This window comes from Magnetospirillum aberrantis SpK, from assembly GCF_011022235.1.
In the GTDB taxonomy this organism is placed as follows: domain Bacteria; phylum Pseudomonadota; class Alphaproteobacteria; order Rhodospirillales; family Magnetospirillaceae; genus Magnetospirillum; species Magnetospirillum aberrantis.
Genome location: NZ_JAAIYP010000034.1, coordinates 273,807 through 295,254, shown reverse-complemented (window position 1 = coordinate 295,254; position 21,448 = coordinate 273,807). Strand labels below are relative to the sequence as shown.

The 21,448-nt window shown below is 62.7% G+C and carries 24 protein-coding genes and 1 tRNA gene; 12 read left to right on the top strand and 13 right to left on the bottom strand.

What is annotated here, in order from left to right:
* Window positions 1-2: 2 nt before the first annotated feature.
* From G4223_RS07695 to G4223_RS07670, 6 genes are all read left to right on the top strand, one after another.
* Window positions 3-620, top strand: a complete 618-nt coding sequence (locus tag G4223_RS07695) for a hypothetical protein (RefSeq protein WP_163677320.1) — start codon at window positions 3-5, stop codon at window positions 618-620.
* A gap of 2 nt (window positions 621-622) precedes the next feature.
* Window positions 623-2,224 (top strand): LamG-like jellyroll fold domain-containing protein, encoded by a 1,602-nt coding sequence (locus G4223_RS07690; RefSeq protein WP_163677317.1) that lies wholly within the window; start codon window positions 623-625, stop codon window positions 2,222-2,224.
* On the top strand, window positions 2,225-2,827 hold the full coding sequence (locus G4223_RS07685) for a DUF4376 domain-containing protein (RefSeq protein WP_163677315.1): 603 nt from the start codon (window positions 2,225-2,227) through the stop codon (window positions 2,825-2,827).
* A gap of 64 nt (window positions 2,828-2,891) precedes the next feature.
* Window positions 2,892-3,236 carry a phage holin family protein gene (locus G4223_RS07680; RefSeq protein WP_163677313.1) on the top strand — a complete coding sequence of 115 codons (345 nt, stop codon included), beginning with the start codon at window positions 2,892-2,894 and terminating at the stop codon, window positions 3,234-3,236.
* Between the two features lie 4 nt (window positions 3,237-3,240).
* Window positions 3,241-3,900, top strand: a complete 660-nt coding sequence (locus tag G4223_RS07675; RefSeq protein WP_163677312.1) for a glycoside hydrolase family 19 protein — start codon at window positions 3,241-3,243, stop codon at window positions 3,898-3,900.
* A gap of 11 nt (window positions 3,901-3,911) precedes the next feature.
* Window positions 3,912-4,406, top strand: a complete 495-nt coding sequence (locus tag G4223_RS07670; RefSeq protein ID WP_163677310.1) for a 3TM-type holin — start codon at window positions 3,912-3,914, stop codon at window positions 4,404-4,406.
* Between the two features lie 296 nt (window positions 4,407-4,702).
* Here the strand turns inward: G4223_RS07670 and G4223_RS07665 are convergent, their stop codons facing one another.
* From G4223_RS07665 to G4223_RS07645, 5 genes are all read right to left on the bottom strand, one after another.
* Window positions 4,703-5,122 carry a helix-turn-helix domain-containing protein gene (locus tag G4223_RS07665; protein WP_163677308.1) on the bottom strand — a complete coding sequence of 140 codons (420 nt, stop codon included), beginning with the start codon at window positions 5,120-5,122 and terminating at the stop codon, window positions 4,703-4,705.
* Window positions 5,122-5,502, bottom strand: a complete 381-nt coding sequence (locus tag G4223_RS07660; protein ID WP_163677306.1) for a hypothetical protein — start codon at window positions 5,500-5,502, stop codon at window positions 5,122-5,124. The genes G4223_RS07665 and G4223_RS07660 overlap by 1 nt, the downstream gene beginning before the upstream one ends.
* Window positions 5,495-5,854, bottom strand: a complete 360-nt coding sequence (locus G4223_RS07655) for a hypothetical protein (protein ID WP_163677304.1) — start codon at window positions 5,852-5,854, stop codon at window positions 5,495-5,497. The genes G4223_RS07660 and G4223_RS07655 overlap by 8 nt, the downstream gene beginning before the upstream one ends.
* Window positions 5,855-5,961: 107 nt before the next feature.
* Window positions 5,962-6,459: a hypothetical protein gene (locus G4223_RS07650; protein WP_163677301.1), complete on the bottom strand. Its 498-nt coding sequence runs from the start codon at window positions 6,457-6,459 to the stop codon at window positions 5,962-5,964.
* Window positions 6,460-6,599: 140 nt separating this feature from the next.
* A tRNA-Met gene (locus G4223_RS07645) sits at window positions 6,600-6,676 on the bottom strand.
* A gap of 158 nt (window positions 6,677-6,834) precedes the next feature.
* Here G4223_RS07645 and msrA point away from each other — a divergent pair.
* Complete coding sequence (gene msrA, locus G4223_RS07640) at window positions 6,835-7,476, top strand: peptide-methionine (S)-S-oxide reductase MsrA (RefSeq protein ID WP_163677298.1); 642 nt, start codon at window positions 6,835-6,837, stop codon at window positions 7,474-7,476.
* A 48-nt stretch (window positions 7,477-7,524) separates the two neighbouring features.
* The gene (locus tag G4223_RS07635; protein ID WP_163677296.1) at window positions 7,525-7,686 is read left to right on the top strand and encodes a hypothetical protein; all 162 of its coding nucleotides are present in this window, start codon (window positions 7,525-7,527) and stop codon (window positions 7,684-7,686) included.
* Between the two features lie 27 nt (window positions 7,687-7,713).
* On the opposite strand, the gene G4223_RS07630 is transcribed toward G4223_RS07635, so the two are convergent.
* Window positions 7,714-8,352: a cyclic nucleotide-binding domain-containing protein gene (locus G4223_RS07630; protein ID WP_163677293.1), complete on the bottom strand. Its 639-nt coding sequence runs from the start codon at window positions 8,350-8,352 to the stop codon at window positions 7,714-7,716.
* A gap of 102 nt (window positions 8,353-8,454) precedes the next feature.
* Here G4223_RS07630 and G4223_RS07625 point away from each other — a divergent pair, with 102 nt between their 5' ends.
* Window positions 8,455-8,766 (top strand): hypothetical protein, encoded by a 312-nt coding sequence (locus G4223_RS07625; RefSeq protein WP_163677290.1) that lies wholly within the window; start codon window positions 8,455-8,457, stop codon window positions 8,764-8,766.
* On the opposite strand, the gene G4223_RS07620 is transcribed toward G4223_RS07625, so the two are convergent.
* From G4223_RS07620 to dapA, 5 genes are all read right to left on the bottom strand, one after another.
* On the bottom strand, window positions 8,746-9,234 hold the full coding sequence (locus tag G4223_RS07620; RefSeq protein WP_163677287.1) for a CinA family protein: 489 nt from the start codon (window positions 9,232-9,234) through the stop codon (window positions 8,746-8,748). The genes G4223_RS07625 and G4223_RS07620 overlap by 21 nt on opposite strands.
* On the bottom strand, window positions 9,231-9,725 hold the full coding sequence (locus tag G4223_RS07615; protein WP_241004005.1) for a phosphatidylglycerophosphatase A family protein: 495 nt from the start codon (window positions 9,723-9,725) through the stop codon (window positions 9,231-9,233). The genes G4223_RS07620 and G4223_RS07615 overlap by 4 nt, the downstream gene beginning before the upstream one ends.
* 192 nt (window positions 9,726-9,917) lie before the next feature.
* Complete coding sequence (locus G4223_RS07610) at window positions 9,918-10,577, bottom strand: sulfite oxidase-like oxidoreductase (RefSeq protein ID WP_163677281.1); 660 nt, start codon at window positions 10,575-10,577, stop codon at window positions 9,918-9,920.
* Window positions 10,578-10,602: 25 nt separating this feature from the next.
* On the bottom strand, window positions 10,603-11,067 hold the full coding sequence (gene smpB, locus G4223_RS07605) for an SsrA-binding protein SmpB (RefSeq protein ID WP_163677278.1): 465 nt from the start codon (window positions 11,065-11,067) through the stop codon (window positions 10,603-10,605).
* A gap of 55 nt (window positions 11,068-11,122) precedes the next feature.
* Window positions 11,123-11,995, bottom strand: a complete 873-nt coding sequence (dapA, locus tag G4223_RS07600; protein ID WP_163677275.1) for a 4-hydroxy-tetrahydrodipicolinate synthase — start codon at window positions 11,993-11,995, stop codon at window positions 11,123-11,125.
* A 251-nt stretch (window positions 11,996-12,246) separates the two neighbouring features.
* Between dapA and G4223_RS07595 the strand changes: the two genes are divergently transcribed.
* The 3 genes from G4223_RS07595 to G4223_RS07585 all read left to right on the top strand — a co-directional run bounded on the left by G4223_RS07595 (window position 12,247) and on the right by G4223_RS07585 (window position 17,983).
* The gene (locus G4223_RS07595; RefSeq protein ID WP_163677271.1) at window positions 12,247-14,169 is read left to right on the top strand and encodes a lytic transglycosylase domain-containing protein; all 1,923 of its coding nucleotides are present in this window, start codon (window positions 12,247-12,249) and stop codon (window positions 14,167-14,169) included.
* 85 nt (window positions 14,170-14,254) lie between these two features.
* A complete protein-coding gene (ilvD, locus tag G4223_RS07590) occupies window positions 14,255-16,105 on the top strand; it encodes a dihydroxy-acid dehydratase (protein WP_163677268.1) in 1,851 nt (616 codons plus the stop codon).
* Between the two features lie 60 nt (window positions 16,106-16,165).
* Window positions 16,166-17,983, top strand: a complete 1,818-nt coding sequence (locus G4223_RS07585; protein WP_163677265.1) for a glycosyltransferase family protein — start codon at window positions 16,166-16,168, stop codon at window positions 17,981-17,983.
* On the opposite strand, the gene G4223_RS07580 is transcribed toward G4223_RS07585, so the two are convergent.
* Complete coding sequence (locus G4223_RS07580) at window positions 17,980-20,415, bottom strand: HAD family hydrolase (RefSeq protein WP_163677262.1); 2,436 nt, start codon at window positions 20,413-20,415, stop codon at window positions 17,980-17,982. The genes G4223_RS07585 and G4223_RS07580 overlap by 4 nt on opposite strands.
* Before the next feature lie 125 nt (window positions 20,416-20,540).
* The gene (locus G4223_RS07575) at window positions 20,541-21,317 is read right to left on the bottom strand and encodes a ferredoxin--NADP reductase (RefSeq protein ID WP_163677259.1); all 777 of its coding nucleotides are present in this window, start codon (window positions 21,315-21,317) and stop codon (window positions 20,541-20,543) included.
* Window positions 21,318-21,448 lie beyond the last annotated feature (131 nt).

The following is a 21,448-nucleotide window of genomic DNA, read 5'->3' as shown; positions in this document are numbered from 1 at the left end:
CCATGACCGAACTGCCCGTTGCCACACAGTTCACCGGTTCGACTGCGACCGAGGGCGATCAGAAGACGTTCATCACAAACCTGCGCGCCTTCCTTGCCGGCGTGCTCGGCACCGCCGGCACCGCTGAAGCGGCCCGCACCGCGCTCGGCACGCCGGCGGCGACCGAGGTGTTGACGAAAGCGGGGAATCTCTCTGGCTTGGCCGACGCGGCGGTAGCCAAGGGCAATCTGGGCCTTACTCTCGCCGGTCTACTCAACGTTGCTCAGTCGTGGACGAAGCCGCAGCGCCCGATCGCCACCGACACCCGCACGGCTGGCGGCACGGTGACGCTCGACTTCACTCAATACCAGAACTTCGCGATTACCCTGTCCTCGGCGCTGACGCTGGGCGCCCCCACCATCGACGCCAACTGTGCTGGTCAGAAGGGAACTATCCGCATCATCGCCGGCAGCTACACCACGCCGGGCGGCTGGTGGACCGGCCTCAAGCGCGTGTCGAGTGACGGCACCACCACCATGGCGTCGCTGGCCAGCCTGCCGTCGAGCGGCGTGGCGCGCCTTGATTACGAGGTGATCTCCACCAGCCGCATCGCCGTAGCCTATTCGGTCGAGGAGGCGTGAGCATGTTCGCCGACAGTATGATGATGAGCGGTGTTGCCGGTGAAGGTTCATACGATATCACCAATTCCCTGTTGTTCCGGGGGGCGCAGTATCTGACCCGCACGCCGTCCGTGGCGGGGAACCGGAGGACATTTACGATTGGCGGGTGGGTGCGGCGAGGTTCCTTGGGTGTAAGGCAGCGGTTATTTTATGCGACGAACGGGAGCGGAGACGACAGTACGCTGTTTAATGTCGAGATCAGCGCTGCCGATCAGATCCAGATTTCCGGCGGTGCCACGTCGTGGCGGGTGACCAGTCAGGTCTTTCGCGACCCGACCGCATGGTTCCACGTTATTGTCATTGTGGACACGGTTACGCAGACCATCAACCTCTACGTCAACGGCCAACAGGTCACCGTCTTCGCCACGTCGAATGCCATCACGGCCAATCTTCTCACGGCCGTTAATGCCTCTGGCATCCCTCATTACTTTGGCCGCGATGGTGCCGGGAATTATTGGCGGGGTTATATCGCTGAACCGATCCTGATCGACGGAGCCGCGTTGCCCCCTGATCATTTCGGCCAGATCGACCCGGTCACCGGATCGTGGCGACCGAAACAGGTACTGGGTGTCGATTTCGGCACCAACGGCTTTCACCTCGGTACTCCGTGGAACGTGGCCGATTTGGGCGGCGACGCTTCTGGACAGGGCAACGACTGGACGCCGGTTGGCTTCGCCGCATCCGACGTGGTGGGCGACAGCCCGACCAACGTGTTCGCCACGCTGAACTCCTTAACTCCGCAATCCATCGGTACGGATTATGCCTATTATGGCAACGGCAACACCACGCTGACCAACACGTCGGCAGCTGGTTATGCGGTGACGCTTGGGTCATTGGCGATTCCCAATTCCGGCAAGTGGGCGTTTAAGGTGGACAAGCCGGCGACAGGGGCACCCGGCGCAGGGTTCGCCGGCACATATTGGTTCGCCGGAATTGTTAAGCTCTCCCAGGCCGGACGGCGCGCTGGGGTTGACGGTCTCATTTGGGGCGGCGCGCAGGCCGCATATTGTGGCGTGTCGGACAATGGGTGTGTCTGTAATTTCGGCGCAGGGCTGACGAACCAGTCAATGTCATCGGCGGCGGCATCGTTTGAACTGCTGTTTGATTTTGACGGTAACACCGTCACGATCAAACGGGACGGTGCGAATTATTACAGCGGGGCGATAGCAAACCCCGGCGAATTCGTCATTCCGTTTGCGTATGCCTACGATGCGGGCACGACGACGGCGCGGTTTGGTGGGTTCATCCCGAGTGTCGCCGGCTACAAAAACATCTGCACCGCCAACCTTGCGGCCACCACGGGCGCGACCAGCGGCACTTTCATCGGTAATGTCAACGCCGATGGCCCGTGCGTCTATACCGGCGCGGTGCCCGAGACCCTGAGCGTCAACGGCAATGCGGTGATCTGGGGCACCCACGCCGACAGGCTGGCGACCGGGTTCAAGATCAGGACCGCCAGTGCGACCTACAACGCCAGCGGCACCAACGCCTGGGTCGCGACCTACGACAAGAAACCGACAGTTGGAAGCAACAATGTCCCCGCGACAGCGCAAGGAAATCCATAAATGTCAGCGATCTACTACAAGGATGGCCTCTATTTCTCGGACATCGACACCGTTGAAATCTCCGGGGTGGCACGTCGCATCGGAGCAATGACGGCGGAACAGCGCGTCAACGCCGGCTATGAGGTCGTCGACATTGACACGCGCCCAGACCTGGACGACGTGGCCATTATCACTGAGGTCAAGGACGGGGCGCGCATCAGCTATACCGTCACCCCGCGCCCCCTGGAGCAAGTAAAAGAAATGTCTAAGGCCAAGGTAGCAGAGTATCGCTATGGAATTGAGACCGGAGGTCTGACGGTTGCTGGCGTCGCCATTCCGACAGATGACAGGACGAAAGTTCTGCTGAATGGAGCCTACAGCCGCGCGATAGCCGGGGATCCGTCTGCCGTCCGCAAATTCAAGACGCCCTCCGGGTTTCTCGACGCCACCAACGAGCAGATCATCGCAATGGCAGAGGCCATCGCCGACCACGTTCAGGCATGCTTCAATGCCGAGGCGGCACACTGTGCCGCCATCGATGCCATGGAGGACGATGTCGATGACCCCATCGCAGCCAGAAAAGCGATCATCGGATACGACTACACCACAGGGTGGCCGTCCTGATCAGATCGTGCTCTGACCGATTACCGCCCGCGAGGCGGTTTTTTTATGCCTGAAAGGATAGCAGATGCCTGAGAGGTCTATCGCCAGCGAGTGGGGGGCGATCACGGCCACCGTACTCGCCCTTCTGCCGGCGCCGCTTCTGGCGCGCCTGCTGTATCACCGCCGCCTCGTCCGTCTCGGGAAGCGCCGCATGTGGTCGTGGGAACTGGCGTGGGAGCCGCCGACGGCCGCTCTCTGCGCCATCCTGGCCGGCGGCCTGGGAGAGTGGCTTTCCCTGCCGCCGCTCGCCACCCACGCCCTGGCCGGTGTTGTCGGCTGGCTGGGCCCCCGCGGCCTCGAGGTCGTAGCGACCCGGTATTTCGGCGCCGAGCCGACCGGATTGCCGCGCAACGGTGGCGAGGAGGGCTGACGCCATGACCATCATCACGACCGCGCTCCTGCGCGCCGCCATGCCGTTCGCCCGCACCTGCGACATCACCGCTTACGCGGCGCCGCTGGACGCCACCGCACGCCGCCACAGCATCACCACGCCCCTGCGATTGCAGCACTGGCTCGCCCAGATCGCCCACGAAAGCGGCAGCCTGCGCTATGTCCGCGAGAACATGAATTATTCGGCGGCCGGCCTGTTGTCCACCTTCCCGCGGCACTTCACGCCCCAGCTCGCTGATGAATATTCCCGCCAGCCCCAACGCATCGCCAGCCACGTCTATGCCGGGCGAGAGGGAAATGGCGACGAGCTCAGCGGCGACGGCTGGCGCTATCGCGCCGGAGGCCTTATCGGCATCACCTTTCGAAACAACTATGCCGCCTGCGGCGTCGCCCTGGGGCTCGACCTGATCGAGCACCCTGAGCTGCTGGAGCGCCCGGAACATGCCGCCGCCTCGGTCGGATGGTTCTGGGCCTGCCATGGCCTCAACACCTTGGCCGACGCCGACAACCTCGACGCCATCGCCGACATCATCAACCGCGGCCGGAAGACGGCCGCCTATGGCGACGCCAACGGCTTCGCCGACCGCAGGGCCTGTCTCGACCGCGCCCGCCTGGCGCTGGCCAGCGGCCCGACCATCGCCTGAGGAGGTGTGACATGGGAATTGGATCAATCCTGGGCGATGCCCTGGGCGGGGCGGCATCCGGTGCCGCCAGCCCCATCACCGCCATCGCCGGGCTTGGCGGCAAGATCATCGACCGCCTCTGGCCCGACCCGACGCAGGCGGCTCAAGCCAAGCTCGAATTGCTGAAAATGCAGCAGAGCGGCGAGCTTCAGGAGATGGCCACCATCTCCGGCCTCGACCTCGCCCAGATCGAGGTCAACAAGATCGAGGCGGCCAGTTCCAGCCTGTTCGTCGCCGGCTGGCGCCCCGCCATCGGTTGGGTCTGTGCCGCTTCCCTGGCCGTCTATTACATCCCCCGCTTCGCCATCGGCACCGGCATGTGGGTCTGGGCCTGCTTCCAGGCGACGCCGCCGGCCCTTGTTCCGCTGCCGGAAATGGGCATCGCCGATATCCTGGGCCTTGTCGGGTCGTTGCTCGGCATGTCCTTCATCCGCATGCGAGAAAAAGAGCGGGGTGTCGCGCGGTGACCCAGCCGATCAGGGTCACCTTGGACAGAAATTTCAGCTACGCCACTCCGCTTTCCATCGGGAAATGGCCCGGCCACTCCAATATATCCAGTCTGGGTGAGCGTTCCTAAATTCAGACCATTCAGTGGGCGTTAAATCGCCCTTGAGGTTATTACACCTCGCACAACACCACACGGTCTCTCGGCCGCCCCGGCACCTGGGGGTTTTATGATCTATCGTGGGATATCGTCCAGGATCGGCACCAGTCATCATCGTCGTTCCACAGTACGGGCACCGCCCGCGATGATGGCGAGGCTTCATTTTCCGTGCGCCTCGGCGGCTCCGGCCGTCGCCAGGGTCGAGCTGCGCGGAATAAGCCGCACCGGGACCGGAGATTTAGCCACCACGCGGGCGGCCATCATCCGCCACGCACTGACGCAGGGTAGACCTAGCAGCGTGGCCTCGGCGTCGTCGGCCGGATAGCCTAGATCGATGGCGGTTAATTTCCGGCCGGCGCCTAGCGCCTCTTCGTACTGTTCTGTGATCAACTCCAGGGCTTCCGCCGCCGCCAGTTCCTGGGCGGCGATCATGGCGCGCAGTTCGTCCAGTACGGCGGCGGGTGGGGTGCGGCGGCCGTTGATCCAGCCGCGCACGCTGTCGATGCTGACGCCGACGAAATTAGCGGCCTCCCGATGCGAGAGACCGACCAAGGAAAGAAGAAGGGCGAAGGCGGTCATCACCGCTCTCCCTTGCTGATGTGCCTGGGGGCAGTCAGTGCCCATCCGACATAGGCGCCGCCCTGGTCTTGCTGATAGCCAATGTTCAGGCCGATGGCTGCACCATTTGTGGACAACACCGCGCGTTCCGCCAGGGTCGCGCTGTCTGCCCGCTCCTGGGCGGAAACCGGGATATCGATCACGGTGATTTGTTGCGCGGCCAACCACGCCACCAGTTCGGCGCGCTGCCGCTGGTGCTCGGCAAAATCCTCGCCGGGATGATGCGTGGCGTACTGCACCGCATCCGCGTACAGGGTCAGCGAGACGCCGCCGACCGAGCGTCCCTGGTCCAGGTGGTGCCGGACCAGGGACTTAGCCTTGTCCAGGCCGCTCTTATTCATCGTCTTGTCCTTCCAGAGCTTCGGCCACCATTGCCTCATAGTCGGCGTCGGTCATGACATATTCGCTGTCAGACCAGTCGGCCTTGATGATGCGCGGCGCCAGTTCGGCCAGGGCTTCCGCCTCGGTCGCGGCGAAGGAATTCAGCAGGCGGCCATAGGGCTCCGGGCCATCGTAGGCAGGGCTCATGCTACCCAGGCCGTTGCTGGAAAACACGGTCCACATGCCATCCGTATCCCGGCGCAATTCATAGGTGGCACCGTCATGGGTGAGCCGGGCAATGGCCGCTTCGACAGCGGTCAGGCCGGAAACGTGGTATTCGCCCTGGGAAGTGATGTGGGTGTAGGTGGTCATTTCAGTGGTCCTTTCCACTCTTGCAGAGAGCCATCCTCCCCGCGCCCTGATGATCTAAATGTACATAACATTATGTACGGCGTCAAGGGGTTTTTACGGGTGGCCCGTCACCTTGTGCTGTCGTTTTTGTCGCCGCGGTTCCGCCGCGCCAGTTCGATTTCGCGCGACGTGGCTGAAATTCCCCTTTCGGTGAAATCTTCGGGCAGCAGCCCGCCGCGACAATGCGGGCATGCGACGGCCATTTGCCGCCCTGACCAGGCATGGTCCAGTTCCTTCGCCGCCCGCCGCCCGAGATGTGCTTTCTCGGCCGCTGCCGCCTGATCCAGCTTATGCCGAGCAGCGCGCTCCATTGCGGCAAAGTGCTTTACGAGGACGAGAAAGGCATCAAAGCCATCAATCGTTTTTTCGCAATCTCGGCACCAAACTCTGCGGTCCTCGACGTTGTAAAACATCGACCGATGGTCACACACCCGGCCACCTGGATAGCGCGGGCGTCCGAACTGAACGCGCACGTCGGCCAAATTGATAACTTCAGCCCATCTCGGAGTGACATTCGGATCAACTTCTAGCCGAACATCACCGGGTTTCTCGGGAGGCAGTTCCATTGGTCACCTCGGCATCATTGAAACCGATAGGGAACAGGCGTGCGCCACTTTTTGGAAAAACACAGGACGTGTTTTGGAAAAAGCAAAGGGGCCACAGGTCGACATAGACCCGTAGCCCCTTGATTTTCCTAACGTAGTTTTGGTAGCGGGAGAGGGACTTGAACCCCCGACCCCAGGATTATGATTCCCGTGCTCTAACCAGCTGAGCTACCCCGCCGAACCACGCGAGGAGCGTTCGTATAAAGGGGATCGTGGGGGGTGTCAAGCGGTGTCGCGAAACACTTTGAAAAAAACTTCCGAGAGCGGATAGGGTGGGGCTGGCAATCGGGTGGGGCGTCCCTTATCTGGGCAGGAAAGGGAAAAGGAAACGTCCTCATGTCCTTGTTCGGTTCCAGTAAGATGCTGATGGTCACCGCCGCCGAGGCCTTGCCCGGTCGAGACGACGTCATGCCGTTGCCAGAGACCCATGTGGTTCTGGGAACGCCGCTGGCGGCACCGTTCCCGCCCCATTGCGAAAGCGCCGTTTTCGCAATGGGGTGTTTTTGGGGAGCGGAACGCAAGTTCTGGGGGATACCTGGGGTTCACACGACCGCGGTCGGCTATGTGGGCGGTTTCACCCCCAATCCCCTGTACGAGGAGGTTTGCAGCGGCCGGACCGGCCATACCGAGGCGGTGCTGGTGGTCTTCGATCCAGAAACCGTCAGCTTCGCCACGTTGTTGCGGGTGTTTTGGGAAAACCACGACCCGACCCAAGGAATGCGCCAGGGGAACGACATCGGCACGCAATACCGTTCCGGGCTGTATCTGACGACGGCCGCGCAATCGGCCGAGGCCGAGGCTGCCCGCCAAACCTATCAGGGGCTCTTGAACGCAGCCGGATATGGCGCCATCACCACCGAAAGCATCAAGCTGGGCCCGTTCTATTACGCCGAGCCCTATCACCAGCAATACCTGGCCAAGAATCCCGGTGGCTATTGCGGTTTGGGTGGGACCGGCATACGCTGCCCGCAACGGTAGGACAGCCCTGGATTGGCACCGCCCGATGGGCCGTGATCCAGAATGGTTATGACTGGGGGTATACCTTCCGGCTATGGCCTTTCCGGTCAGGCTCACCGCCTTGAGCAGTTCTCGAAAGAACGGGTGGGCGAGGCGACCAGTTTGGCGGAACAGGCGGACAACCTGTCACGTCAGGTGGAATCTTTTCTCGGACGGGTCAAGAACGGCTGATACGCGGGGATTTCGGGGAACGGCGCGTCATATCTTGCGCCGTCCCTCGCTGCCGACCACCTGCTCGAACTGGACGCCGTTCAGTTCTTCGTCGGCGATCAGGTCATGACGCTGGTCGGCGGTCAGTTCGGCGATTTCGGCTAGATCGTCGAGAACCGTGTCCAGCCGGTCGAGAACCTTGATCATGTTTTCGGCGGTGGCAGTGTCGCCCGTGCGGCTGGCGAAACGGCGTATGTTCCAGGAAAACGACGACATCTGCCGGACATGGTCGCGTAGGCTGCGTGGTCGGCGAAGAAACAGGCGCGGTGATGTGCGGATGTTGCGGACGAACATTTCCATGACAGCGCGGATGACGCAATCGGCGGTGTCGAGTTTGTGGCGGAACACCCGCAGAGGGATCACCGCCAGTTCGCAATCTTCGGCGGCGGTGGCGGTGACGCCGTGACGGTCGCTGTCCATCAGCGTCATCTCGCCGAAAATTTCACCGGGACCAACCCGGCCGACGTCGATCTGGCGACCGTCGTAGTTCTGGCTCAGCGAAACACAGCCGCTTTGCACCATGTAGGCGGCGTCTCCATGATCGCCTTGGCTGAAGACGTGTTCGCCTGATTTCAGGTGAAGACGGCCGATCTCTTCCATGTCGCCACCACAATTGTCGCCGGTCATGTTTTTGCCCGATAATCCCCGAAAGCCGCCGAAGATTAGGGGAAAAGCGCATGCTTTTTCAAATCGAACATGCGGACGGTTCCCTTGTGTTAGGATCAAGGAATGGTCGCCGATCTCTCTTCGCTGCCCGATTGGCATGACCTCAAGCGTCGTCTCGACGCTGCCAGCGGTCCCGATTTTGCCCTTGATGCCGCCTTGGCGAGCCCCGGCGTCACCGAATCGGCCGAGGCAGCCTTGGCCTGGGCGCGTGCCGCCTTACCCGACTGGCATATGCATGTGGGGTTCGACGTTTCGGGCGTGCTGCCCTACGCCGCTTTCAGTTGTCAGGGCGCGCATGTGGAAGCGGCGGCGCCGACCGTGCCGTTGGCCGTTCTGCGGGCGGCTGTCGCGGTCTTAGCCGGCGATTTCGGTTAACAGGGCGAGCGCGGCCAGCACCGATTGCCCGCGAACCGCATCGCGGTTACCAGTGAAGACGTGGTGGCGGGTCAAGGTTGTGCCGTCCAGGCGGGCTGCGGCGAAATGTACCAGCCCCACGGGCTTGTCGGCGCTGCCGCCGCCGGGTCCGGCGACGCCGGTGACCGCCACCGATATTTGGGCACGTGAATGTGCCAAGGCCCCTTCGGCCATGGCACGGGCCACCGGCTCGGATACGGCCCCGAAACGTTCGATCAACGCCATCTCCACCCCCAGCATCTCGGCCTTGGCCTCGTTGGAATAGGTGACGAAACCACGATCGACCACCGCCGAGGAGCCGGGGACGGCCGTCAATGCCGCCGCCACCAAGCCGCCGGTGCACGATTCCGCGGTGACCGCATGCAACTCCTTGGCGCGGCACAGATCCAACAGCCGTCGCGCGGCGTGCCGTTGGGTTTCGTCGATCACGGCAACGCCCCCCACAACGCGATCAGCGCTACCAGGGCCGCGCCGTAGACGGCGGCCAACATGTCGTCAAGCATGACGCCGATTCCGCCGTGGACATGACGGTCGGCCCATCCGGCCGGCCACGGCTTGGTGATGTCGAGAAAGCGGAACAGGGCGAAGCCCGCCACGTAAAACAACGGTTCGGGCGGCGCGGCGGCCAATACCAGCCATTGCCCGGCCACTTCGTCGATCACCACCTCGGACGGGTCGTCGGCACCTGTCCGCCGCACATAAATCGCCACCGCCCACCAGCCGACGACGAAACAGGCAAGCGAGCTGGCCAGCAACAGCGGCCACCCGCCGACCAATCCCAATCCCCAGGCGAAGGGCAAGGCAGCCAACGAGCCCCAGGTGCCGGGGGCTTTGGGCAGCAGGCCGCTGCCGAACCAGGTGGCGAGCAGCGCGGCCGGATGCCACGGGGAAATGCCGGGACGGGGCGGGGTGAGGACCAAAAGGATACTCCGGCCAGGATGGGAACCGGGCCGAAGCCTAGCATATCGCCCGGCTGACCGTCGCCTAGTGCGATGACGCATTCAGATGCGTCATCGCACTAGGTTTGCCTTTGGCGGCTGTGCCTCCGGCACAAGCCAGGCTCAGGCGCCGCTCAGGCTTGGTACATTGAATCATCTGAATGCTTCAATGCACTAACGATATCTCTCCTCGCGCCATGGGTCGCCGCGGTCGTGATAGCCGCGCACCTCCCAATATCCCGGACAATCCTTGTCCATGAAGGTGATGGCGCGCAGCCATTTGGCGCTTTTCCAGAAGTAAAGCTTGGGGATGACCACCCGCACCGGCCCGCCATGGTCGCGGGTCAATGGTGCGCCTTCCCAGGAATGGGCCAGCAATACGTCGTCGTCGTCGAAATATTTCAAAGGGACGTTGGTGGTGTAGCCGTCATACGAGCGGAACATGACGAATTCCGCACTGGATCGTGGCCGGGCACAGGCCAGAAGATGGCGGGCCGACACGCCGTTCCAGGTGTTGTCGTAACGCGACCATGTGGTGACGCAATGGATGTCGCTGGTCTGCTCCACCTGCGGCTGGGCCATGAAATCGGCCCATGACCATTTCAGCGGTGTCTCGACCGCACCACCGACGCTGAGCGACCAGTCGTCGGTGGACAGGTTGGGACAGATGCCAAGGTCGAGCACCGGCCATTCTGCGGTGAGGCGCTGGCCGGGCGGCAGGCGGTCCTTGCCGGCACGACCGGTCAGGGCACGGCCTTCACGCGCCCATTTTTCCTTGGTTTCCACCAATTTTTGTCGGGGGCGCCCCATCAGGGGCTCGTCGTCCTCGGCCATGTCTTCTCCTTGTGGCGGGAGAAGCTCAGCCCTTCTCCCGCATCAGGCGCGCCTTGTCGCGTGCCCAGTCGCGTTGCTTGACCGCCTCGCGCTTGTCGTGGTGCTTGCGGCCCTTGGCGATGCCCAGCGTGACCTTGGCGATGCCGCGCGGGGTGAAATGGATATCCAGCGGCACCAGGGTCATTCCCTCCTTGGCCACCGCCGCCGCCAGCTTGCGCAACTCGCGACGGTGCAGCAACAGCTTGCGCGGCCGCCGCGTCTCGTGCGGGAACGGCATGCTGGACTGGTATTCCGGGATGTAGGCGTTGTAGAGGAAGATTTCACCCTCTTTCGACGGCCCGGCATAGGCTTCGTTGATGTTGCCCTTGCCGGCGCGCAACGCCTTGACCTCGGTGCCGACCAGGATTATGCCGGCCTCGACGGTGTCGGTGATGGAATATTCATGCCGCGCCTTACGGTTTTGCGCGGCGATATGCTCGGGAAGGGACATCTTGGACCTTGCGGGCCGCCCCGGCGGCGGCCGGGGCGGCGATAAAGAGACTTTCTCAGATCAGGCCGACGGACTTCATCGCCGTTTCGACCTTGGCCTTGGAGGCGTCGGACAGGCCGACCATCGGCAGACGGACGTCGGGCAGGCACTTGCCGAGCAGGCTGGCACCGTACTTGGCCGGCACCGGGTTGCCCTCGACGAACATGGCATCGTGCAGGACCATCAGCCGGTCACGCAGGGCGAAACAGGTGGCCAGATCGCCGGCCATCCAGGCATCGTGCATCTGGGCGCACAGCTTGGGGGCAACGTTGGAGGTCACCGAGATGCAGCCGACGCCGCCCTGAGCCAGGAAGGCGGTGGCGGTGGCGTCCTCGCCCGACAATTGGCAGAAATCGGCACCGACGGCGGTACGGATTTGCAACGGACGGGCCAGATCGGCGGTGGCATCCTTGACGCCGACGATGTTCGGCAGCTTGGCCAGACGCTGGAAGGTCTCGACCGAGATGTTGACCACCGAGCGGCCGGGGATGTTGTAGACGATGACCGGCAGGTCCACCGCCTTGACGATGGCCTCGTAATGGCGGAACAGGCCCTCCTGGTTGGGCTTGTTGTAATAGGGCGCCACGATCAGGGCCGCGTCGGCGCCGGCCTGCTTGGCGTGGCGGGTCAGTTGGATCGCTTCCTCGGTGGAATTCGAACCGGCACCGGCGATCACCGGGACTTTTCCTTTGGCCACCTCGATGCACAATTCCACCACGCGGTGGTGTTCCGCGTGGGACAGCGTCGGGGACTCGCCGGTGGTGCCGCACGGGACCACGGCATGCGTGCCCTCGGCGATCTGCCAGGCGACGAAATCCTGGAACGCCTTCTCGTCCACGCTTCCATCGCGGAAGGGGGTGATGAGGGCGGTGATCGATCCCTTGAACATGGCCGTTTTTCCAAAAGAAGAGGTGGCTTGCGGAAAGCCTGCGACATTAGCGCCAAGCAGCGTCCGGGACAAGGGGCGGGGCGAGGAAGTTGCCGATCTGCGCGCGTATGGCTTGCGTCTGCTTCGTCGCCTTCCCTAGAATGCCTGCAAAGACGCGGCGCCGGGGCGCCGCCGGCACCTGTCGCGATCGGGGATCTGCGTTGAAGCTTTCGACATCCGTCCTGCTTGTGGCTGTTTGGTTGCTGGGGGGCATGGCACCCGCGTCGGCGGCGAACGTCTCGGCTGAAGCGAAACTTTACCGCGATGTTTTCACCGCCTTGCGCAAGGATCGTTTCGACGAGGCCGAACGCACAGCCATGCGTGCGCGTGATCGGCTTCTGGCCAAGCTGGTACGTTGGAACACCTATGTTTCGCCGCGTTCCGGCGCGTCGTTCGAGGAAATCACCTCGTTTCTGGATTCGTCGCCCGACTGGCCGCTGTCCAGCCAGCTTCAACGACGGGCGGAAGAGGCCATTGGCCCGGCCACCCCTCACGACCGCATCCTGGGATGGTTTCGCCATCATGAACCGGTGACCGTCGATGGCGGCATGGCCTATGCTCGCGCCCTGTTGGCGGAGGGTATGCAGGACCAGGCCGTCCAGGTGATCCGCTCCACCTGGGTCGACGGGGGCTTCGGTACCATGCAGGAACGCCAGTTCCTGACGCTGTTCGACGAGTTCCTGCGGCCCGAGGACCATTGGCGGCGTCTGGACCGGCTGTTGTGGGACAAACAGGACGGCCCGGCCGGGCGGATGATCCTCAAGGTGGGAAGCGGCCACCGTGCCTTGGCCCGTGCCCGCATGGCGCTTCAGGACGGCAAGGCCAATCCCGAACCTTTGCTGGCCGAGGTGCCCAAGGAATTGCGCGACGATCCCGGCCTGATCTACGACCGTGTGCGCTGGCGCCGGCAAAAGGATCTGGACGAGGACGCCATCGAGCTGTTGTCCCATCCCGCCCGCAACAAGGTCCGTCCCGACCTGTGGTGGCAGGAACGGGGAATCCTGGCGCGACGCGCCTTGCAAAAGGGCTTGATCTCGCGCGCCTATCAGGTGGCCGCCGACCATGCCCTGGACGGTTCCACCAGCCAATATGCCGATGCCGAGTTCATGGCTGGCTGGGTGGCGCTTCGCTTCCTGGATGACCGCGAAACCGCCATGGCCCATTTTCAGCGACTGTGGGACAATGTCACCACGCCGCTGTCACGGTCGCGTGCCGCCTATTGGGCCGGCCGCACCGCCGAGGCGCTGGGCGACACGGCCGCCGCCCGGTCGTGGTATGGGCAAGGCGCGCAATATCTGACCGCCTATTACGGCCAGCTTTCGGCGTCGCGTCTGGACAACCATCATTGGCCGTTGCCGTCCGAGCCCCAGATCACCGCCGAGGACCGGAAAAGCTTCAACGCCAACGAACTGGTGCGCGCCATCCGTCTTATGATGGAGGCTGGAGAGAGCGAAAATCTTCGGGCTTTCTTCATCCGTCTCAACGACGTCGCCCAGACGCCGGGCGAACGTGCCTTGGTTGGGCGTCTGGCGCTGGAAGGCGGGCGTGATGATCTGGCGGTGACGGTGGCGCGCCGCGCCGACCGCGACAGCGTGTTCCTGGTCGGCGCCGGTTGGCCGGTGCCGCCGATCTCGGCCGAGGACGGGCCGGAAAAGGCACTGGTGCTGGCGCTCATCCGCCAGGAAAGCGGTTTCATGCAAGCCGTGCGCTCGCCGGTTGGGGCGCGAGGCCTGATGCAGTTGATGCCGGCCACAGCGGAAAAGGTGGCCAAGTCGCTGAAGGTCAAGTTCAACCCCAAGAATCTGGACGATCCCGACTTCAATGTTCGTTTGGGGCGTGCCTATCTGGGCGACCTGATCGACGATTTCGACGGCTCCTACATCCTGTCGCTGGTCGGCTACAACGCCGGACCGTCGCGTGCGCGGCGCTGGATCAAGGAATATGGCGACCCGCGCGACCCCAACGTGGACGTCATCGACTGGATCGAGATGATTCCTTTCACCGAGACCCGCAACTACGTGCAGCGGGTGATGGAAAGCGTCTCCATCTATCGCCGCAAGCTGGGCAAGGTGACGGGCACGTCCTTCGAACAGGACCTGAAGCGCGCCGCGCGCCGTTCCCCGGTCGAGCAATAGAACTTTTGAATTTTCTAGGCAGCGGCGGTGGCGAGGGGTATTTTCCCCTTCTTCCGTTTTTCCTTAAGTCGAAGGTTACGCCGTCATGCCGGAATACCGTTCCCGTACCTCCACCCATGGTCGCAACATGGCTGGCGCCCGCGGTCTGTGGCGCGCCACCGGTATGAAGGACGAGGATTTCGGCAAGCCGATCATCGCCATCGCCAATTCCTTTACCCAGTTCGTGCCCGGCCACGTGCACCTCAAGGATTTGGGGCAGATGGTGGCGCGCGAGATCGAGAAGGCCGGCGGTGTCGCCAAGGAATTCAACACCATCGCCATCGACGACGGCATCGCCATGGGTCATTCCGGCATGCTGTACTCGCTGCCCTCGCGCGAGATCATCGCCGATTCGGTGGAATACATGTGCAACGCCCACACCGCCGACGCGCTGATCTGCATTTCCAATTGCGACAAGATCACGCCCGGCATGCTGATGGCCAGCTTGCGCCTCAACATCCCGACCATCTTCGTCTCGGGCGGGCCGATGGAGGCCGGCAAGGTCACCTACAAGGGCGAGACCCACGCGGTCGATTTGATCGACGCCATGATCAAGGGTGCCGACAAGAACGTGACCGACGAGGAGGCCGAGGAATTCGAGCGTAATTCCTGTCCCACCTGTGGTTCCTGCTCGGGCATGTTCACCGCCAATTCCATGAACTGCCTGACCGAGGCGCTGGGGCTCAGCCTGCCCGGCAACGGCACCCAGTTGGCCACCCATGCCGACCGCAAGGAACTGTTCCTGGAAGCCGGCCGCCGTATCGTCGAGATCACCCGTCGCTATTACGAAAAGGGCGACGAGACGGTGCTGCCGCGCTCTATCGCCAGCATGAAGGCGTTCGAGAACGCCATGACGCTGGACATCGCCATGGGCGGGTCGACCAACACCGTGCTGCACCTGCTGGCCGCAGCAGGGGAAGCGGGCGTGAATTTCACCATGGCCGACATCGATCGCTTGAGCCGCCGTGTGCCGTGCCTGTGCAAGGTGGCGCCCAATATCGCCGACGTGCACATCGAGGACGTGCATCGCGCCGGCGGCATCATGGGCATCCTGGGCGAGTTGGAGCGTGGCGGTCTGGTTCACGCCGATTGTGCCACCGTGCACGCGCCCAGCCTGGGCGACGCGCTGAACAAGTGGGACGTGTGCCGCACCAACGATCCGGCGGTTCATACCTTCTTCAAGGCGGCGCCCGGCGGCGTGCGCACCACCGAGGCGTTCAGCCAGGACAAGCGCTGGGACGCCATCGACACCGACCGTACCAAGGGGATCATCCGCTCGGTCGAGCATGCCTTCTCCAAGGACGGCGGTCTGGCCGTGCTGTTCGGCAACATCGCCCTTGACGGCTGCATCGTGAAGACGGCGGGCGTGGACGCCTCGAATCTGACCTTCACCGGTCCGGCGGTGATCTGCGAAAGCCAGGAAGAGGCGGTGGCCAAGATCCTGGGCGGCGTGGTCAAGGAAGGCGACGTGGTCATCGTCCGCTACGAAGGCCCCAAGGGCGGTCCGGGCATGCAGGAGATGTTGTATCCCACCAGCTATCTCAAGAGCATGGGCCTGGGCAAGAAGTGCGCGCTGATCACCGATGGCCGCTTCTCGGGGGGCACGTCGGGCCTGTCCATCGGCCATGCCAGCCCCGAAGCGGCCGAAGGTGGCGCCATCGGTCTGGTGGAAGCCGGCGACACCATCGTCATCGACATTCCCAACCGCGTCATCCGGGTTGACGTGTCGGACGAAATCCTTGCCACCCGTCGCGCCGCGATGGAGGCCAAGGGCGGAAGCGCGTGGAAGCCGGTGGACCGTGACCGCCCGGTCAGCCAGGCATTGCGCGCCTATGCCGCCATGACCACCAGCGCGGCGCGCGGCGCGGTGCGCGACGTGTCGCAACTGGATCGCTGAACGCCGGATATCCGGCCCTGATCCGTTTCATCGAAGAAGAGGCTTCGATGGATCAGGGCCGTGACGGTTATCGATGTTCCGCTGAGCGCGGCCGAGAATGTGGTGGTGGACGATGCCGTTCTGGTGATTCCGTCCCTGCCGCACTTCAAGGCCATCGCTGCCCATGCCCCGCATCTTCTGGGGGCGCAAGCTTTGTTGCCCCTGTTGGCCGATGTGGCCTTGCAATTGGCGGCCGTGGGGATTCCCGTGGTTCCTTATTGGGAACTTCTGGGACCGGAAAACGGGAACAGGCAAACCCGCGCCAACCAGTCTTTCTGGGAAAAACTGGATCATTCCCTGTCCGGCCCTGCGGGTGACATTCCCCGAATCTGTTCTTATGGTTTCCGCCTTTTCACGCAACAGGTTGCCATCACCGCCGAGGTGATGGAACGGTTCCTGGCCGACCATCCCGAAATTCGCACGGTCATTGTTCCCACCTGGAATTTCACGCGGGCCGCACAGGCGGAACTGCCGTCCGATGTCGGCGCCGCCGTCGCGGCCCACCAAGCTGTGTTGACCGGCCGTTCCGTGATCAACGCCATCATGCCCAATAGGGATAGACCGTCGCCTTTGCATCTGGCCGGGATGGAAGGGAACATTGGTCCTCGCCTGAATGCCATAACCCATTATCAGCGCCATAATCCGCGCCTTGCCGGACGGCATCGGGTGGCTTTGGATGTGACTTGGGTGTATCGCCCCGTCCAGGTGGCGCAAGCGCTGCGTGAACAGGGAATTGAAACGGTTTTCGTGTTGCACGGCCCGTCCCAGCCCCACCACGGTTTGGGTGTTCTGGACAATTTGGGGCCGGTTTTCAAGATCACCCGTTCCGACGAAGGGACACCGGACCCACAATGGATCGCATTCGCCGAGGCATTGCCCGCAGAGGGGGAGGGTGATCTGTTCGCCAATCCCTTCCTTAAGTCCAACTACCTTTTCCATGCCGGGCGGCATTGGCCCGCTTTGGCCGCTTTGGGACAGGCCACCCGCGACGTCGCCAAGGCTTTGGATGTGGACGCCTGGTTGCTGTCCGCCATCGACACACCCTCGGGACGGATTGTGTTCAAGGCCCTGGGCGAGGCCGGTGCCCGCCGCATCCTGTTGCCGCATGGGGTTCCGTTTCACCCCGATCCCTTTTTCGCGGACGCCGAAGGGGTCGGATTCTGGTCCAGACGGGACGCGGACGCCTTTCCGGTCGTCAGACGAAACGCGGTAAAACGGGTCACCGGTCATCTTGAACCGGCGGAACAGGCATTACCCGACATCGCCACCCTGCGGGGGTGCCTGGGATTGCCGCCAGACAAGAAAGTCGTCTTGCTGCTGTCCTCGGCCGTGCGGCTGGGGGACGTGCCTCAGCTTCATTTTGGGGATCATCTGGACGCTTTGCAAACCCTGTTGGGAGGAGTGCCCGACGAGTTCCATGTGGCGGTGCGGCCTAAGCCCTATTGGGACGACCCACAATTTTACCCCACAATCTTGCGCCTGTTGGGCGATCCCCCAGCGGTGTCGGTCTTGAACGGCCGCTACGAAGGAAACGATCTGTTCGAACAGATGGCCGCCGCCGATGTGGTTGTCACCCTGAACACCTTTTCGACGGCGCTGCTTGATGCCGTACGGTTGGGGCGGCCGGCTCTGTGCCTGGGGGACGTCATGGGCGCGTCGCATTGGCCTGATGTTTTCCCGCGTGTGGATGGGTTGGGGGATTTCTGGACGGCTCTCGCTGCCGCTGTGGCCGATTCCTCTTTGGCCGAACGCCAGCGTCGGGCCATCGCCGGACTGCGCGAGGATGGAAAGGATTACGCGGCGGAACTGGGGGCGCTGGTGCGGGCTGTGGTGGCTTAGAATGCCAGGATCCTGCTCCCTTCCGGCGGCGCGATGGTCAAGGTGACCAAGCCGATTCTCTTGGCCAGCGGGGGAAACTGGAGCAGGAGCATCCCTTGCGGCTCCGCCCGATAGACCCCATCGGCGAAGAGCATGTCCAGCCCCGTGATCTTGTCGAAAGGCAGTTCGACGATGTCGTTTTCCGGGGTAGCTTCCAACGCGCCGTTCCCTTGTTGCAAGCTCAGCGAACGGATACGCCCTTCGGCAGGCAGCGTTTCCGCTGGAATGGCGATGGCGGTGAAGTTGCTGTTTTTGAGAACGGGAACGCGCAGGCGGAAGTGGCCAAATCCGTCGCGCAGGCAGGTGACCTTGAGCGGATAGGCTTGCCGGTCGCTCAGCAACGTCACTTCGGCTTCGCCGCATGGCAGCTCGCCAACCACGTCGGTGGACAGTAAACCCATGCCGTTGAACGCGTAGAGATAGCCATGCAGAGGGGAGAGCGCCGCCATGCTGGCCGCCGGCCACATCTGCGGTCCCTTGAGGGAAAAGGCCATGGGAAGGGATTGGGCGGCGACAAAGGAGTGTGCGGAGGAAACCGAAACCATGGGGGCCAGGGCTTGAGAGCCCAGGTTCATGTCATGCTTGAGTGTTCCCAATAGGGCCAGTTCCGCGTCTGTCGGCAGCAACAAGGCACGGGCCAAGATGGTTCCTGCCCAAGAGGCGCAATCCTCTTCGGTGGCCAGAGGATCGGGATAACCGCCGTCCATCAGGGGCTTCACCGCCTGGATGTAGTGGGCCGCACCTCGGCGGATATCCGCGCAAAGCGCAAGCTGTGCCTGTGGGCGGGGATCGTTTTCCCGCTGTACCGAACCGTCCCTGGCGTATTGGCTGACCGACCCCTCGGGGGCGCTGCACATCTGTTCGACGATCGAGATGTTGTTCAGCAAGGCCCGCTTGACATGGGGGGACATGACCCAATCGGCCAACAAGCCTTCTGCCGTGTCCCGTTCATCCAATTCATGAAGGGAAAAATCCTCGGTGATCAGGTACAGGCCGTGCAGACGAGGGGAAAGGCCCTCCAGGTCCAGGATGGCGCGCAATCCCTTTTGCACGCTGCCGCCATATCCCAAATCCACCAGGATCAGGTCGGTGCATCGATCGAAATCGGGGACAACGGCGCGCAAATGGGCCATGATGCCAGCCCGCAATTCGCCAGCGATGCCCGTTATGTCGCTGTCCGTCAACAACGACGGCAGGGCGTCGGCAAAATCCTTGCCGGATATGCTTTGCCCTTCCAGTTTCTCCATGAAATTGGCCACACGGATGGGCTCCGTCTTGAAAAAACTCTTGGTCACCATGCGGTTGACCAAAGGAACCTGACGGAACAGCTTAGCCAACGGCTGGGTGTCGCGTGATCCGGCGATCAGGGCGATCCGCCGGTTGATCTCGCAATAGCTGGCGCCATCGTCACGGTTCGCCTGCCAGATCTGAAACGGCAGCAAGCCGTCGCGGGCCAGGAAAATCATCGCCGTCTTGCGGTCACCCTGCTTCAGTTCCTCCACACGGCGGGCGACGAAATGGTCGAAAGCCGCCATGACCGGGCCGAGAACTTGGGTACCGTAAGTGAAGGCAGGGGTATCCTCGGGCGCCCATGCCGCCACCCGTCGGCGCAGGGTCCGCAATCCTCGATCCAGCCGCTTCGACGCGGTGTTGTGCCCGCAGACCAGAGGAAACACCGCCCCCTCGCGTTCGAAGATGCCGGCCAATTGTGCCGATGCCTGCGGATAGGCCACCGCCTGGATGCCGTGGCGTTTGGCCGAGCGGACGTCGGATCGCGGATTGTCGCCCATATGCGCCACATGCTTGGCGTCCACATGTCGGTCGGCCAACAATTGGGGGAACAATTGCTCGTTCTTGCCGCTGCGATGGTCGCACGAAGCGTACAAAAAGTCCCACTCAAGGCTGGGGGCGCAGATGTGCAGCAGGTGGGCGAGCCGCTCACTGTTCCAATAGGTGTCGGACAGGAAACCGGTACGGATGCCTTTTGCCCGTGTGTCCGCGATCAGGGCGACGATGTCCGGGTTGGCGAAACACAATTCGCATTCCGCCTGGAATTCCGCCTCGACCAGATCGGTCCAGGCATCCCGTTTCAGGCCGAAGACGGTGGTCGGGAAATGCCGGTAGATGTCGGCGATATGGATTTCGGGTGATTTCCCGCTTGCCACGGCGGCTTTGCGCGCCTTGGTTTCCGCCAGCTTGCGATTCTGGACAAAGGATTCCACGGCCGTTTGGCGACCGGCCGGAATGGGGGCCAGTTGAAAGGCACGTTCGAAAACCGCTTCGGGCGAGGTACAGCGACGCAACAAGACAGTGTCGAAGACGTCGAAGGAAAAGACTTCCAGCTTCCCCCGCGCCAGCAAGGTGCGTGCGGTGGTCAGACTTTGAACATGCATGCCAAGGAACTCCAGCCCGAGCGGGGAACATTCTTCCCCGATGGATAAAACGGGCGAGAGCTGGAAAACCGGCATAAAAAAGGCGGCGCGATGATTGCGCCGCCTGAGGAAAGGTGAGGACGGGCCTATTTCTCGGCAAAAGCCTTTTCGATGACGTAATGGCCCGGCCCGGCGTTGCTGCCTTGTTTGAAGCCTGCGCCGTCCAGCCATTCCGCCAACTCGTTCATCATGTTTGGGTTGCCGCAGATCATCACCCGATCCTCGGCGGTGTTGATGAACGGGTTGCCCAAATCCTCGAACAATTTTCCCGACTTGGCCAATTCGGTGATGCGTCCCTGGTGGACATAAGGCTCGCGCGTGACGGTCGGGTAATAGACCAGCTTGTGGCGGGCTTCCTCGCCAAAGAACTCGTTCTCGGGCAGGTGGTATTGGATGAAATCACCATAGACCAGATCGGACACCCGGCGCACGCCGTGCACCAGCACGACCTGGTCGTAGCGTTCGTACACCGCCGGGTCCTTGACGATCGACAGGAATGGCGCCAAGCCGGTGCCGGTGGCCAGCAGGTAAAGGCGCTTGCCCGGCAGCAGATTGTCGAGGATCAGGGTGCCGGTGGTCTTCTTGTTCACCAAGATGGTGTCGCCCGGTTTGACGTGCTGAAGGCGCGAGGTCAAGGGACCGTTCGGCACCTTGATGGACAGGAATTCCAGATGGTCCTCGTAGGCCGCGCTGGCCATGGAATAGGCCCGCATCAACGGCCGGCCATCCACCATCAGGCCGATCATGGCGAACTGGCCGCTTTCAAAGCGAAATCCAGGATCGCGCGTCAGCTTGAGGGTGAACAGGGAATCCGTCCAGTGGTGGACGTCGATGACCGTCTTTTCCAGGATATTCGAGGACATGCCCTTACTCGATGGCTGATAGGGGGGATGCAAGTGTGCGCCGCAACGTGACGTCATAATGTCATATCAATTCTAAAACTCAACAACAACAAAAATGTTGTATATAGAGCATGAAATAACACACAGATAGC